This window comes from Brachybacterium vulturis, from assembly GCF_002407185.1.
Lineage (GTDB): Bacteria > Actinomycetota > Actinomycetes > Actinomycetales > Dermabacteraceae > Brachybacterium > Brachybacterium vulturis.
Map to the genome: position 1 here is coordinate 3,114,767 of NZ_CP023563.1, position 14,693 is coordinate 3,129,459.

The window sequence follows — 14,693 nt, forward strand, 5'->3', positions numbered from 1 at the left end:
CCGATGTCAGCGACGCGCCGCCCCGGAATCGCCCTCCGATCATGAGGAGACGCCCCGCCGGCTCAGCACCTCATTGCAGGCAGCTCGGTCCCAGCAGTGTCTTCAGCGAGGCGTACAGGGCGGCCGACGGCGTCACCGAGAGCCGCTTGTCCAGCTGCATCAACGTGGTGCGGCCGGGCTCCTGCAGGCGCAGGCGCACCTCGCTGCCACCGGGGTTGTCCTCAAGCACGCCACGCAGGTCCGAGACCACGCGCTCGCTGGCGCGCATCGCGGGCAGGGCGATGACCACGGGGCCGTCGGCCCCTCCCCCGGTCTCCGGGATGGACATCTCCATGACCTTCAGCTCGGGCATGCCCTTGGAGGTGTCCACCCGTCCCTTCATCGAGACGATCAGGTCCTCGGCGAGCTCGGTGGCGACGGTCTGGTAGGTGGAGGGGAACATCAGGCAGTCGATCGAGCCCTCGAGGTCCTCGACGGTGGCGATCGCCCACATGTCGCCCTTCTTGGTGGTCTTGCGCTGCAGGGAGGTGATCAGCCCCGCGATCGTGACCATCGCCCCGTCCTCCACCGCGCCGTCATCGGCGAGCGCGCTGATGGCGGTGGAGGAGTTCTGGGCGATGACGTGCTCGAGCCCGTACAGGGGGTGGTCCGAGACGTACAGGCCCAGCATGTTCCGCTCGAAGGCGAGCTTCTCCTTGCGGTCCCATTCGGGCAGATCAGGGACCGTGATCGTCGCGGCGGAGCCGGAGGCCATCTCCCCCTCGCCCCCGCCACCGGCGCCGCCGAAGACGTCGGCGAACAGGTCGTACTGGCCCTGGGCCTCCTTGCGCTTCACATCGACCACGGAATCGACGGCGTCCTCGTGGATCAGCACCAGGGAACGGCGGTTCGCACCGAGCTCGTCGAAGGCACCGCCCTTGATGAGGGACTCGATCGTGCGCTTGTTGCACACGCTCAGCGGCACCTTGTCCAGGAAATCGGTGAAGGAGGTGAAGGCCCCCTTCTCCTGGCGGGTCCTGATGATCTCCTCGACCACGTTCGCGCCGACGTTGCGGATCGCCGAGAGGCCGAAGCGGATGTCGTCCCCGACGGCGGAGAAGTACAGATCGGACTGGTTGACGTCCGGCGGCAGCACCGTGATCCCGCGGTGCCGGCAGTCGCCGAGGTACAGGCCCAGGCGGTCGCGGTTCTCCTGGGTGGAGGTCAGCAGCGCGGCCATGTACTCGGTGGGGTGGTTCGCCTTGAGGTAGCCGGTCCAGTAGGAGACCACGCCGTAGGCGGCCGAGTGCGACTTGTTGAAGGCGTAGTCGGCGAAGGGCATCAGGGTCTCCCACAGCGCCGTCACCGCGGCGGCGGAGTACCCGTTCTCCTGCATCCCGGCCTCGAAGGAGGCGAACTGCTTGTCCAGCTCCGCCTTCTTCTTCTTGCCCATGGCGCGGCGCAGGATGTCCGCCTGTCCCAGGCTGTACCCGGCGACCTTCTGCGCGGTCTGCATGACCTGCTCCTGGTAGACGAGCACGCCGTAGGTCTCGCCGAGGATCTCCGCGAGCGGCTCCTCGAGCTCGGGATGGATCGGCGTGATCTCCTGCAGGCCGTTCTTGCGCAGCGCGTAGTTGGTGTGGGAGTTCATGCCCATCGGGCCCGGCCGGTACAGCGCCGAGACGGCGGTGATGTCCCCGAACTGGTCCGGTTTCATCTGCCGCAGCAGGGTGCGCATGCCGGAGCCGTCCAGCTGGAACACGCCCAGCGTGTCCCCCTTCTGCAGCAGCTCGTAGGTCTTCGCATCGTCGAAGGGGAGCAGCTCCAGGTCCGGCGGGGTCTTGCCGTTGCGCTCCATGTTCGCGATCGCGTCGGAGAGCACGGTGAGGTTCCGCAGCCCCAGGAAGTCCATCTTCAGCAGCCCGAGAGCCTCCAGGGTGGGGTACTCGAACTGGGTGATGATCTGGCCGTCGGAGGGGCGGCGCATCATCGGGACGATGTCGATCAGCGGATGGCTGGACATGATCACGGCGCAGGCGTGCACGCCCCAGCCGCGGGTCAGGCCCTCGACGCCCTGGGCGATCTCGACGACCTTCTGGACGTCGGGGTCCTCGTCGTGGATCCGCCGGAACTCCCCCGCCTCGGCGTAGCGCTTGTCCTCGGGATCGAAGATGCCCTTGACCGAGATGTCCTTGCCCATCACCGTGGGCGGGAGCGCCTTGGACAGCCGGTCGCCCATCGCATAGGGGTAGTCCAGCACGCGCGCGGCGTCCTTCAGGGAGTTCTTCGTCTTCATCACGCCGTAGGTGATCACCTGGGCGATGCGGTCATCGCCGTACTTGCGCTCGACGTACTCGATGACCTCGCCGCGGCGACGATCATCGAAGTCGACGTCGAAGTCCGGCATGGAGACACGATCGGGGTTCAGGAACCGCTCGAACAGCAGGCCGTGCTCGAGCGGGTCGAGGTCGGTGATCCGCATGGCGTAGGCGACCATCGACCCCGCACCGGAGCCGCGGCCGGGGCCGACCCGGATGTCCTGCTCCTTGGCCCACTTGATGTAGTCCGAGACCACCAGGAAGTAGCCGGGGAAGCCCATCTGCAGGATGACGGAGACCTCGTAGTCGGCGCGCTTCTGCACGTCCTCGGGGATGCCGCTCGGATAGCGGTACTCGAGCCCGCGCTGGACCTCCTTGACGAACCAGGACTCCTCGTCCTCCCCCGCCGGGGTGGGGAAGTTCGGCATGTAGTTCGCGCCCTCGTCGGTGGTGCGGAACTCGACCTCGCTCATCTCGGCGATGCGCAGGGTGTTGTCGCAGGCCTCGGGGAACTCGCGGAACAGCTCACGCATCTGGCGCGCGGACTTCAGGAAGTAGCCGGAGCCGCCGAACTTGAAGCGGTCGGGGTCGTTCAGGCGGGAGCCGGAGTTGATGCACAGCAGGACGTCCTGGATCTGGGCGTCCTGCTCGGTGACGTAGTGGAGGTCGTTGGTGGCCACCAGCGGGGCGCCCACGGCCTTGGCGACCTCGAGCAGGTCCTTGGTCACCCGCTTCTCGATGTCGAGCCCGTGGTCCATCAGCTCGATGAAGTAGTGCTCGCGGCCGAACATGTCCTGGTACTCGCCGGCGGCCTTGACCGCCTCATCGAACTGGCCCAGGCGCAGGCGGGTCTGGACCTCGCCGGAGGGGCAGCCGGAGGTGGCGATCAGCCCGTCGGAGTACTGGGAGAGGATCTCCCGGTCCATGCGCGGCCATTTGCCCATCTGCCCCTCGAGCGAGGCGTAGGAGCCCAGGCGGAACAGGTTGTGCATGCCGGCGGTGGTGCGGGAGAGCAGCGTCAGGTGCGTGTAGGCGCCGCGGGCCGAGACGTCGTCCCCGGCGAGCTGCTGCTCCCGGGTGCCCCACTGCTGGCGGGTGCGGTCGTGGCGGCTGGTCCCCGGGGTCACGTAGGCCTCGATGCCGATGATCGGCTTGATGCCCGCGCCCGTGGCCGCCTTGTAGAACTCATAGGCGCCGAAGAGGTAGCCGTGGTCGGTGATCGCGACGGCCTGCTGGCCCTGTCGCACCGTCTCCTCGACCAGCTTGTCGATCTTCGCGGCCCCGTCCAGCAGGGAGTAATCGGTGTGGACGTGGAGGTGTACGAAGTCATCGGAATCCGCGGGAGCCATGCGCTCCAGGGTAGCCCTGCCCGCGAGATCCGAGATGCTCAGGGAGGGGTCGGAGAGGTCACCTCAGCGCGCCCGGCGTGTCGCCGTCGGGGGCCGTCGCCGGCCCGGGTCTCACCGCGTCGCGGCGACCTCCGCATGGGTGCGCAGGATCCCCTCCGTGGTGCCGGCGGGGGCGCGGCCGATGCCGCATTCGGTGGCCACGCCGACGTCCTGACGGACGCAGGAGCTCGCCGCGGCGAGGCGGCGGCGCGCGCCCTCGGCCCCGTCCTCGCGGTGGATGAGTCCGAGATAGAGCTCCGCGACCTCCGTGAGCTCGGCGAGCGGGACGAAGTACGCCTCGTCGTCACGGTCGATCGGCACCGGCAGGTGCAGCCAGGACAGCTCGCGGCCGGCCGCGTCGATGACGGCGTTCGCGACCCGCACCAGGTTCGCGGTGTCGGTCGGTTCCACGAAGTGCTTCTCCCCGGCGTCGCCGTAGCACAGGTGCATCCCCACCTCGACCTCGGGCGGGACGGAGTCCACCAGCGCGGCCAGGCGCACGACGATCCCGTCGAGCACGTCCCCGGCCCACCAGTGCTCCATCACCGCACCGTAGCCGGAGGCCCCCTCGAGGATGCCCATCTCGCTGGCCACGTCCCACTGGATCGCGAGATCGGAGGGCGGGATGTCCTCGAGGATCTGCGCGAGCTCGCCGAGGATCGCGTCGGCGTAGACGGGCTCGAAGGCGGCACGGTCCTCACCGCGGAAGAAGCTGGAGATCACCGCGACGGGGGTGGGCAGGGAGACCTGGAACCTGAGCCCGGCAGGGATCGTCCCCTCGGCGCGCAGTCGGGTGAACAGGGCGTAGGACTCCGCTGCGGCGCTCGCATACCCCAGCGGAGGCAGGTCGATGCGCGCGGGCTCCGCACCGCTCGCCAGGCGCAGCGGGCGGATGTCGAGTCCGGCGCCGAAGGGGATCGGCTCCTCCCCCACCCGCTCGACGCCCTCGGCCTCGCCGAGCACGTCGGGTTGGAACATGATCCAGTGGAATCGCTTCCCCACCTCGCCGTCGGGGAGGCGGCGCACGTGCGCGCCGAGGATCTCGGCGACGGTGCGCATCGTGGTCTCGGCATCGTCGAAGTTCACACTGCCCACCAGCTGGGCGCCCTTGGTCTCGGTCATGGTGTCAGCGTACGCGGCGGGATCAGCCCTTGATCGCGCCGTCCTCGACGCCGCGGAAGAAGAACTTCTGGAAGAACGCGAAGAAGACGATGATCGGGATCAGCGCGATCATGGTGCCGGCGGCGACCACGCGCGGATCCGATCCGAAGTTCGAGTTCAGGTACTCCATGCCGACGGTGAGGGTGTACTTCGCCGGATCGGTGAGCACGATCAGCGGCCACAGGAAGTCGTCCCATCCCCCGATGAACGCGAAGATCGCGACCACGCTGGCCATGCCGCGCACACTCGGCCAGACGATGTTCCGCAGGATCTGCCAGGTGCTGGCGCCGTCGATGACGGCAGCCTCGATCAGCTCCTTGGGTATCGACCGGCACGCAGCGGTCATCAGCAGCACGTTGATCGCTCCCACCAGGCCGGGCAGGATCACGCCGCCGAGGGTGTTGGCCAGACCGAGGGTCTTGATCGTGAGGAACTGGCTCATCAGCGTGACCTCGCCGGGCAGCAGCAGCGTGGACAGCAGGATCACCATGGCGAGCCGCTTCCCGCGGAAGCGCAGGCAGCCCAGGGCGTAACCGGCGAGGGTGCCGAAGACCACGTTGGCGACCGCGAGGGTCACCGCGACGATCAGGGAGTGCCAGGCGTAGTCGATGATCGGGATCGTGCCCGCCACGCGCGCATAGTTGTCCAGGGTGAGGTCCCCGGGGATCAGCTCCGGCGGGAAGGAGTAGATGTCATCGCGCGGCCCCTTCAGCGAGGTGGACAGCTGCCAGATGAACGGCCCGATCGCGACCATCAGCATGATCAGGAGCAGCACGTACCGGGTGATCAGCCCCGCCAGGGTCGGCTTGCCGAAGCCGCCGGCGCCCTTGACCTTCCAGGGGCGGTCGGTGCGCACGGGGCGCCGTTCGCGGGCAGGGGGTGCGATGGGGGGCTTCTGTGCGGGCACGGAGTCTTGGGGGGTCACGCTCATCTCAGGCCTCCTTCGCGGGCTTCTCGCCGCGGTTCAGGTATGCGACCAGCAGCAGCGGGCCGATGGTGAGCAGGAACAGGGCGACGCTCACCGCGGAGGCGTATCCGAGCCGACCCTGCAGGCCCGAACCGGTCTGCTGGACCAGCATGACGACGCTCGCCGCCGCGCCGCCCGGACCACCGGACCCGTTGGACAGCACGTACAGCTCGGTGAACACGCGCATAGCACTGACCGTGATCAGCACACTGACCAGGAACATGGCCCCGCGCACGCCGGGGATCGTGACCGAGAACAGTCGGCGCAGACCGTTCGCGCCGTCCATCGCGGCGGCCTCGTGCAGCTCACGGCCGACGTTCCCGAGCGCCGCGAGGTAGACCACCATGTAGTAGCCCAGGCCCTTCCACACGGTCAGGAGCACGGCGGTGAGGATCAGCCCCCAGCGGCTCGCGAGGAACGGGATGGGTTCCTGGATCAGGCCGATGAACTCGAGCGTCTCGTTGATGATGCCGCGGGAGTCGAACAGCCAGGTCCAGATCAGGCCGACCACCACCACGGAGGCGATGACCGGGAAGTAGAAGGAGGTGCGGAAGGCGGAGATGCCCGGGATCTGCTTCTCCACCAGCAGCGCCAGCAGCAGCGGCAGGAAGGTGAGGAAGGGGACGCTGAGCACCACATAGGCGAGGCTCGTCACGATGGCGTTCCAGAAGCGCTGGTCACCGAGCAGGTCCAGGTAGTTCTCCAGGCCCACGAAACTGCCTCCGGTCAGCGGCCGGGCATCGGTGAACGACAGCACGATGGTGTTGAGGAACGGCCACAGGGCGAACACGATGACCCAGATCAGGGCCGGTGCCACGAGGACCCACGGGATGTACCAGCGGAACGCGCGCATGCGAGAACACTCCTTCGCGTCGACCTGTTCGAGCCGCACGGTGGGGATGCGACCCCTCGGTCGCATCGGGGAAAGCGAGTACCGGTCCCACGACGGGGCGCGGGACCGGGTCTCCGGTATCAGGCGAGGTTCTGGTTGCCGTACTCGACAGCGGCGTCGAGGGCGGCCTGCGCCGTGATCTCGCCCAGCATCGCCTTGGCCATCTGCTGGACGAGGTTGGTATTCATGTCCTCCGTCCACAGCACGTTCGTGGTGTCCACGGCGGTGTCCATCGACTCCGAGGCGACCTGGACCGCCTCGTTCTGCAGCTCGATATCGCTGGCCTCCGCGAACGTCGAGGGATCGGCGGCGGCCTCCTGGGTGCCGGGAAGGAATCCCTGGGCGAGGGTGCAGAACGCGATCTGGTTCTCGTTGTTGGTGAGGAACTCGGCGAAGGCCAGGGCCGTCGCCGGGATCGCCGACTTCTTCGAGACGCAGATGCCCTGGACGAACAGCGGAGGCTTGCCGAACCGCGGGCTCACGGTGGTGGCCTCGAGGAGGGAGGGCGCCTCCTTCTTGAGGTCGCCGGCGAAGGAGGAGGTGGCGGTGGTCCACAGGACCTTGCCCTGCTTGTACAGCGCGGCGTTGCCGGTGTAGTCGTTGTTCAGGACCTCCGCGGGCATCGCCCCGTCGGCGTAGAGGTCGACGTACTTCTGCAGCAGCGCGGCATTCTCCGCGGTGTTGAAGGTGAACTCACCCTCCTCGGAGGTGATCACGAACTCCGGCATGTTCGAGATGACCGGGTTCTCGCTGCCCTCGTCGTGCACGCGGCGGGCGAGCTCGAACATCTCGTCGAGGGAGGTGGGCAGGGAGGCCTCGTCGATGCCGAAGCCGGAGAGCTCACCGAGGTTCCACCAGTTCATGTCCGTCCCCAGGTACCAGGGGAACCCGAAGGAGCCTTCCACCTCCGGGAACTGGTAGCCCTCGACGGCACCGGGCACATAGGTCGAGGAGAGCTCGGGGACCGCCTTGGCCAGGTCGAGCAGGAAGTCGGTCGAGGCCAGGGGGTAGGCCAGGTTCGGCGGGAGGTTGATGACATCGGGGAGCGCCTCGGAGTTCGCCTGGGCCAGGACCTTGTCCTGGTAGCCCTCCCCGGGCTGGTCCATCCAGTTCACGGTGGTGCCCGGGTACTTGTCCTGGAAGTCCTGGATGACCTGCTCGAAGAAGGGCGTGAACTTCTCGTTCTTCAGCGACCACGACTGGAAGGTGATCTCCCCGGTGATCTCCCCCGACGCGGCCTGCTCGGCGACGTCGTCGCTGTTCCCGCCGCCGCCGGAGAGCCCGCATCCTGCCAGAGTGGCAGCGGCGGCTCCGGAGCCGGCTGCGAGGAATGTGCGTCGGGTAGCTGACATGACTGGACCTCTTCTGTGGTGCACAGCTCTTCAACAGCGTGCGTGGACCGCGCGATGGGGAGGAGACTCCCGAGAGCCTGGAACTAAAGCGCTAAAGTGATCGTGGCACCCCGCCTGCCGCCTGTCAACACCCGCGCCGTCCGGGCGCGTCGGACCGACAGCCTGGGGCGGCCTTCCGCCCCAGGCCACCGGGGCTTCGGACGCAGAGAGCGGCGCCGGGGCTCCCGCAGGATCCCCGGCGCCGTCGTGCATGTCACCTCAGAAGCGGACGCGCACGCTCGTGATCTCGAAGGGCTTCAGCGCGAGAGCCATCGACGAGCCCTCCGCAGCGGCGGCCCGATGCCCCAGCGGGGACTCCTCGGTCAGCGGCCGCTCGAGCAGGTCCACCACCGTCAACGACGTCGCTCCGGGCACCTCGAGCGTCTCCGCGGTGCGGCGCCCCGCGGACTCGTACAGCCGGACCACGAGGTCCCCCGAGCGGTCCTCGGCGAGCTTGACGGTCTGGATCCGGGCGCTGCCCTGGCCGCCCTCGGACGCCGCGAGGCGCGCCACCGGCGCGAGCTCCTCCGCCCGGTGGAGCCGGCGCAGGGGCTGGTTGAGCTCCTCGCCGAGATCCACCGCGTCCCCGAGGTCGGCGTCCGGACGGATCGCGTAGCGCAGGGAGTACTGCCCCTCCTCGGCCAGGGGATCCGGGAACTCCGCCGCCCGCAGCACCGTCGCGCGGACCACCGTGGTGGTCCCGCCGTCGTCCTCCCGCAGCACACGCCGCACGTCGTGCCCGTAGGAGGAGTCATTGGCCAGCGCGATGCCGTAATCCGACTCGGCCACACGCACCCAGCGATGAGCGCAGGTCTCGAACCGGCCGAAGTCCTCGTTGGTGTTCACGGGGATGGGCCGGTCGATGTGGCCGAACTGGATCTCGCTGCTCATGACGGCGGCACGGACATCCAGCGGGAAGGCCAGCTTGAGCACCTTCTTGCGTTCGTGCCAGTCGACGTCGAGATCGATGCCGAGGGCGTCGGCGCCGGGAGCGACCGAGTACGTCAGCGTGATGCGTGATCCGGTCCCGATCGACGGCATCCCCTCGTGGGGCCGCTCGACGGCGCCGTCCTCGCGGGTGCGGTGGGTGACGGAGATGCGCACGGTGCCGTCCTGCTCGTGCCTGACCTCGGGGGCGTCCTCGGCCACCAGGTCGCGGTGGACGTGACGGTAGAACTCGTCGATGTCCCAGGAGTCCCAGGCGTTGGGTGCGTCCCGGTGCAGCTGGAGCAGGGCCCCGGAGGCACCCGGGGCGATCGCCTCCCGGCCGTCGGCGCCGGCGCGCAGCGAGGTGAGCAGCCCGCGCTCGTCGATCTCGACGTGGAGCTCGGGCGTGGTCACGGTGAGCATGCCGCCCGCCTCGCGCACCGTCGGCGCGGCGCTCGGACCGCTCGCGGCGGCGATCGCCAGCGGCGCGACGCCCTGGCGCGGTCGGGACGCCGCGTTCGCGGTCGCGAGGGTGTCGGAGCCGTCATCGAGCGCGTCGAGCGCGGCCGCGACCAGTGCCTCGCCCCGCTCGGTGATGTAGTCGTAGGACTGCTCGGCCTCGCGATGCACCCAGGCGATCGACGAGCCCGGCAGGATGTCGTGGAACTGCAGCAGCAGCAGCTTGTCCCACAGAGAATCGATCTCCTCGTAGGGGTAGGCGAAGCCCTCGACCAGGCGAGCCGCGGTGGCGCTCCAGAGCTCGACGTCGTGCATCAGCACCTCGGTGCGGCGGTTGCCCTGCTTGCCGAGGATCTGCGAGGAGTACGTGCCGCGGTGCAGCTCGAGGTAGAGCTCCCCGTTCCAGACGGGAGCATCCGCATACTCCTCGCGGGCACGGGTGAAGAAGTCCTGCGACGTGGACCACTCGACCTTCGGCGCGCCCTCGAGATCCGCGAAGCGCTCCTGGGAGGCGAGCATCTCGCGGGTGGGGCCACCGCCCCCGTCCCCCCAGCCGGTCGGGGTCAGACCGAGGTGGCTGGCGCCCTTGTCCTTGAAGTTCTTCTCGAAGTAGGCGAGCTCGGCGGCGGTGAGCTGGCCGTTGTAGGCGTCGATGGGTGGGAAGTGGGTGAACTGCGTGGTCCCGTCGATGCCCTCCCACTGGAAGCTGTGGTGGGGGAAGGTCGAGTACTGGTTCCAGGACACCTTCTGGGTGAGGAAGGAGTCGTTGCCCGCGAGCGCGCAGATCTGCGGCAGCGCGGCGGAGTAGCCGAAGGAGTCCGGCAGCCAGGTCTCCTTGGTCTCGAACCCGAACTCCTCGAGGAAGAACTTCTTGCCGTGGAGGAACTGGCGGGCCATGGCCTCGGACCCGGGCATGTTCGTGTCGGACTCGACCCACATGCCGCCCACCGGCACGAAGCGGCCCGCGGCCACGTGCTGCGCGATGCGGCGGAACAGACCGGGGTACTCGTCGCGGATCCATTGGAACTGCTGCGCCGAGGAGCACGAGAAGACCAGCTGCGGGTAGTGCTCGAGCAGCCAGCAGACGTTGGAGAAGGTCCGGGCGCACTTGCGCTTGGTCTCCCGCAGCGGCCACAGCCAGGCGGAGTCGATGTGGGCGTGGCCGGTCGCGATGACGGTCAGCGCTGAGGCGTTGGCCGGGGCCTCGAGCACGCCGCGCAGCCGGGCGCGCGCCTCCGGTGCCGTCCCGTGCAGGTCATCGGGATCCGCAGCATCCAGGGCCGTCCCCAGGGCGTGCAGGATGTCGAAGCGGCGGGCGGACTGCTCGGGCAGGGTGTGCATGAGTCCGTTCAGCGCGGTCACGTCCTGCTCGAGCTCCCAGACCGCCGTCGAGCGCCAGGCCAGGCGCAGCATGGTGAGGTCGTAGATGGGGTCCTCGCCGGCGGTCGTCTTGTCCCCCAGCGCGGTGGTGGCGAAGGTCCAGTCGCCGGGCACGTTGGGGTTCGCGGCGCACTCGAGGTAGAGATCGACCTCCTGGCCGGCCTCGAGGGTGAGGTACTGGTTGAAGGGGTTGATCGCCTTGACGGTCTCCCCCTCGGGGGTCCAGATCAGCGCCTCGGCCTGGAAGCCGGGCATGTTCGTGAAGGACAGGTCGAGCTGGAGCTCGATGTCGCGGTCCTCGCCGGCGGTCCAGGAGCTCGGCACCTGGCCCGTGACGTGCAGCCACAGGGTCGACCAGGGGCGACCCCAGCGGTCGCCGACGGACACGGGGGTGTACCTCTGGCGCCGGGCCTCCTCGAAGGGGACCGGCTCGTCCGGCACCTCCCAGGCCTCGATGGTCAGCGGCGCGGTGGCCAGGTGGCGGCGCGCCGGCAGCATTTCGCGGAGGAACCGGCGGACCCGATCCTCGCTGGTGGGACGGTTGTCGTGCATGAGAGCTCCTCGAAGAGCGTTGGGAGAGCGCCGGAGGCGGCCGCTGACCGGGCATAAAGCGGTTGAGGAAGCGTAGCACCGCCACGGTGCCGGCTGCTGCTCGCCCCGTCTCTGCCGGGGCTGCTCGGCCCGGGCTGCTCAGCCCGCGCCCCCTTCCGCGTCCTGCTCGCGCCGCATGTCTGCCAGCAGGGTGTTCATGAAGTCGTGCACATCCTCGAAGCTCAGCGAACGCTCGTCGCGACGGGGCGGTATACCGCCCACGAAGGCCCCGCCGTGCCAGGCCATCGAGTCGTCCGGAAGCGTCGGGTCATCGTCCTGCCACAGGTCGATGGGGACCGCGTGGGCGGCCAGGTCGCGGGCGACCTCGTCCGCCTGCGCGGGGCTGCCGGAGCGCTGCAGCACGGAGACCAGCAGCGACTGCGCGGCCCAGGCGATCGCGTCGTCCGCGCCGTCCTGACCGGGATCGATCGACTCCTGGACCAGTGCGAGGTAGCTCGCGGCGAGCTCGTCCGCACCGTCCTGGTGATGGTCCTTCGCGACCCGCAGCGCGACCTGCGGCACGAGGTCCCGGGCGTCGAAGAGCACTGCGGCGCCCACGAGCGCCATGCCCACCCCGGTCGGGAAGTCCGGATCCAGGGCCAGCGCGGTGGACGGGCCGCGCCCGGCGCGCCGATCGTCATCGGCCGCGAGGAACTCCTGGATCGAGCGCGCGATCGCTGCCCGTGCCCTGGCGTCGTCGCGCAGGACGACCTCGGCCTCGGCGGGGTCCACGCCCAGTCGGCGCGCGACGCGCGCGAAGGGGAAGTCCGGGCGGGCCAGGGCCGCGTCGCGGGTCGGAACCAGTGCGCCGGTCGTCTGTTCATCGCTCATGCCTGGACGCTACCGCTCGCGAGCCGCCTCCCGCGAGGCGCAGTCCCGGCTCAGCCGCGCAGCGCCTCCAGCGCCTGCTGCAGGTCCGCGGGGTACTGCGAGCGGTAGGTGACCTCCTGCCCGGACACCGGATGGAGGAAGGTCAGCTCCATGGCGTGCAACCACTGGCGGGTCAGCCCCACCTTCTCGGAGAGCGTCGGGTCCGCCCCGTAGAACGGATCACCCACCAGCGGATGGTGCAGTGCGGACAGGTGCACCCGGATCTGGTGGGTGCGGCCGGTCTCCAGGCCGATCTTCAGCAGGGTCGCGCCCTGGAGGCCCTCGAGGGTCTCGTAGTGGGTGACCGAGTGCTTGCCGTCGTGGCGCACCGCGAACTTGAAGTCATGCTGCGGGGAGCGGCCGATGGGCGCCTCGATGGTGCCGCGCGGCTGGTCCGGGGTGCCCTGACAGACCGCGTGGTAGACCTTCCCGACCTCCCGGGCGCGGAAGGCGTCCTTGAGGGTGGTGTAGGCGCGCTCGGTGCGGGCGACGACCATCAGCCCGCTGGTGCCCACGTCCAGGCGGCTGACGATGCCCTGCCGCTCCGGGTCGCCGGTGGTGCGGATCTCGACCCCGGCGGCGGCCAGGTGCCCCAGCACGGTGGGGCCCCGCCAGCCGGCGCTGGGATGCGCGGCGACACCCACGGGCTTGTCGATCACCACGATGTCCTCGTCCTGATGGATCAGGCTCATGCCCTCGGCGATCTGCGGGCGCACCTCGGCGGCGGGCTTCTCGTCGGGCAGCTCGACGCGGACCACCGCTCCGGGCTCGAGCCGGGTGGAGCGGGCCGGCATCTCGCCGTCGACGAGCACGTGCCCGGCCATCACCAGATCGGCGGCGCGGGTGCGGGACAGGCCCAGCATCCGCGAGACGCCCACATCGACCCGCTCACCGGCGAGGCCGTCGGGGACCAGCAGGGTGCGGGAGGCGCTCACCGCGGCTCCTCGGGGGTCGTGTCCCGGCTCTCCTGGGACTCCGGTGCCGGAGCATCGGCGGCGGGATCGGCGGCGACGCCGAACAGCCCCAGGGCGATGATCAGGATCGCTCCGCCCACCACGGCCATGTCGGCGATGTTGAAGACCGGCCAGTGGGGCAGCTCGAGGAAGTCCACGACGGCGCCGTGGAAGGGCGCGGGATCACGCAGCAGCCGGTCGTGGATGTTGCCGAGCGCGCCGCCCAGGATGAGGCCGAGCGCGAGGGTGTATCCCGGGGAGCGGACGGCCTTCAGCGCGAAGACGATCACGCCGATGACGATGGCGATCTGCAGACCGGTGACCACCGGTGTGATCTCCGACCCCAGCCCCCAGGCCGCACCGGTGTTGTACAGCAGGGTCAGCTGCAGGAACTCACCCAGGAAGGGCTGGGGCACCAGCTCCTCCAGGTTCGCCACGGCCCAGTTCTTGGTGATCTGGTCGATCACCGCGAGCACCGCGGCGATCGCCGCCATGATCCCCAGGACCGTGCCCCGGCTCAGACGGCGGCGAGCGCCGGACCTCTCGGGCCCGGCGCTCGCCGACTCGGTGGCAGCGTTGTTCACAGACCGAAGTTCGCCTGCTTGTCCTGCGTCTCGCTGGTGTCGAGATCGCGGAGCTGGTTCTCCAGGTAGTTGCGCAGACGGTTGCGGTAGTCGCGCTCGAAGTTGCGCAGGCCCTCGATGGTCTTGTCGAGCTCGGCCTTCTTCTCCTGGAGCTCGGTGAGGGTGAGGCGGGACTTCTCCTCGGCCTCGCCCACGATCCGCTTGTGCTCGTCGTTGGCCTCGGTGATCAGGCGGTCGCGCTCGTCCTCACCGTTCTTGACGTGCTCGTCGTGCAGACGGTTCGCCAGGGCGATGATGCCGGCCGCGGACTGGTCCGGGGTCTCCTGCACGGGAGCGGCCTCGACGGCGGGCTGCGGCGCGGTGGCGGCGTCCGCGGAGGCGGTCTCCTGCACGGCGGTGTCGGCGACGACGGTGTCCTCGTCGGCCGCGACCGCGTCCGTCTCGTCCGCGGTCTCATCGGCGTCGGTGACCGGGGCGGTGTCGATGATCGCGTCGGTCTCGCCGGTCGCGGACACGTCCGCGACGGGGGCGACGGCGGTCTCGCCGGTCTCGAGCTCGGCGATGCGGTTGTGCGCCTCCTCGAGCTCCTTCTTCAGCCGCTCGTTCTCGGCGATGAGTTCCTTGAGACGAGGTTCCACGTCGTTGTCGAGGAAGTTGTCCACCTCGTCCATGTCGTAGCCCTCGGAGAACCGGACGGGGGTGAACCGCTGATTCTGCAGGTCTTCGGGCATCAGAGCCATGGGTCACCTTTTCCTAGTGATTACGTCAGAAGCGCGGTGCGCGCAGTGCCGTCAGCCTAGCGGATGCCGCGGAACTTCCCGAACCGGAAGGTC

The 14,693-nt window shown here is 69.3% G+C and carries 10 protein-coding genes; all 10 read right to left on the reverse strand.

The genetic code is table 11. The features are described 5' to 3' along the window. Window positions 1–70: 70 nt before the first annotated feature. The 10 genes from dnaE to CFK38_RS14040 all read right to left on the reverse strand — a co-directional run bounded on the left by dnaE (window position 71) and on the right by CFK38_RS14040 (window position 14,600). On the reverse strand, window positions 71–3,646 hold the full coding sequence (gene dnaE, locus CFK38_RS13995) for a DNA polymerase III subunit alpha (RefSeq protein ID WP_096803616.1): 3,576 nt from the start codon (window positions 3,644–3,646) through the stop codon (window positions 71–73). A gap of 111 nt (window positions 3,647–3,757) precedes the next feature. After that, on the reverse strand, window positions 3,758–4,807 hold the full coding sequence (locus tag CFK38_RS14000; protein ID WP_096803617.1) for a hypothetical protein: 1,050 nt from the start codon (window positions 4,805–4,807) through the stop codon (window positions 3,758–3,760). Between the two features lie 22 nt (window positions 4,808–4,829). Continuing rightward, window positions 4,830–5,777 (reverse strand): carbohydrate ABC transporter permease, encoded by a 948-nt coding sequence (locus CFK38_RS14005; RefSeq protein ID WP_096803618.1) that lies wholly within the window; start codon window positions 5,775–5,777, stop codon window positions 4,830–4,832. Between the two features lies 1 nt (window position 5,778). Further along, a complete protein-coding gene (locus CFK38_RS14010) occupies window positions 5,779–6,666 on the reverse strand; it encodes a carbohydrate ABC transporter permease (RefSeq protein ID WP_096803619.1) in 888 nt (295 codons plus the stop codon). A gap of 119 nt (window positions 6,667–6,785) precedes the next feature. Continuing rightward, window positions 6,786–8,057: an ABC transporter substrate-binding protein gene (locus tag CFK38_RS14015; protein WP_096803620.1), complete on the reverse strand. Its 1,272-nt coding sequence runs from the start codon at window positions 8,055–8,057 to the stop codon at window positions 6,786–6,788. A gap of 258 nt (window positions 8,058–8,315) precedes the next feature. Further along, window positions 8,316–11,414 carry an alpha-mannosidase gene (locus CFK38_RS14020; protein WP_096803621.1) on the reverse strand — a complete coding sequence of 1,033 codons (3,099 nt, stop codon included), beginning with the start codon at window positions 11,412–11,414 and terminating at the stop codon, window positions 8,316–8,318. A 138-nt stretch (window positions 11,415–11,552) separates the two neighbouring features. Beyond that, window positions 11,553–12,284, reverse strand: a complete 732-nt coding sequence (locus CFK38_RS14025) for a hypothetical protein (protein WP_096803622.1) — start codon at window positions 12,282–12,284, stop codon at window positions 11,553–11,555. Window positions 12,285–12,334: 50 nt separating this feature from the next. After that, window positions 12,335–13,258: an RluA family pseudouridine synthase gene (locus CFK38_RS14030; RefSeq protein WP_096803623.1), complete on the reverse strand. Its 924-nt coding sequence runs from the start codon at window positions 13,256–13,258 to the stop codon at window positions 12,335–12,337. After that, on the reverse strand, window positions 13,255–13,860 hold the full coding sequence (lspA, locus tag CFK38_RS14035; RefSeq protein WP_172895802.1) for a signal peptidase II: 606 nt from the start codon (window positions 13,858–13,860) through the stop codon (window positions 13,255–13,257). Before lspA ends, CFK38_RS14030 begins: the two co-directional genes overlap by 4 nt. Further along, window positions 13,857–14,600 (reverse strand): DivIVA domain-containing protein, encoded by a 744-nt coding sequence (locus CFK38_RS14040; RefSeq protein WP_096803624.1) that lies wholly within the window; start codon window positions 14,598–14,600, stop codon window positions 13,857–13,859. The genes lspA and CFK38_RS14040 overlap by 4 nt, the downstream gene beginning before the upstream one ends. Between the last annotated feature and the right edge of the window lie 93 nt (window positions 14,601–14,693).

What these genes read in the sequence shown, in the direction of transcription:
- dnaE (WP_096803616.1), bottom strand. Translation starts at nt 3,646, where the DNA reads ATGGCTCCCGCGGATTCCGATGACTTCGTACACCTCCACGTCCACACC.
- CFK38_RS14000 (WP_096803617.1), bottom strand. Translation starts at nt 4,807, where the DNA reads ATGACCGAGACCAAGGGCGCCCAGCTGGTGGGCAGTGTGAACTTCGAC.
- CFK38_RS14005 (WP_096803618.1), bottom strand. Translation starts at nt 5,777, where the DNA reads ATGAGCGTGACCCCCCAAGACTCCGTGCCCGCACAGAAGCCCCCCATC.
- CFK38_RS14010 (WP_096803619.1), bottom strand. Translation starts at nt 6,666, where the DNA reads ATGCGCGCGTTCCGCTGGTACATCCCGTGGGTCCTCGTGGCACCGGCC.
- CFK38_RS14015 (WP_096803620.1), bottom strand. Translation starts at nt 8,057, where the DNA reads ATGTCAGCTACCCGACGCACATTCCTCGCAGCCGGCTCCGGAGCCGCC.
- CFK38_RS14020 (WP_096803621.1), bottom strand. Translation starts at nt 11,414, where the DNA reads ATGCACGACAACCGTCCCACCAGCGAGGATCGGGTCCGCCGGTTCCTC.
- CFK38_RS14025 (WP_096803622.1), bottom strand. Translation starts at nt 12,284, where the DNA reads ATGAGCGATGAACAGACGACCGGCGCACTGGTTCCGACCCGCGACGCG.
- CFK38_RS14040 (WP_096803624.1), bottom strand. Translation starts at nt 14,600, where the DNA reads ATGGCTCTGATGCCCGAAGACCTGCAGAATCAGCGGTTCACCCCCGTC.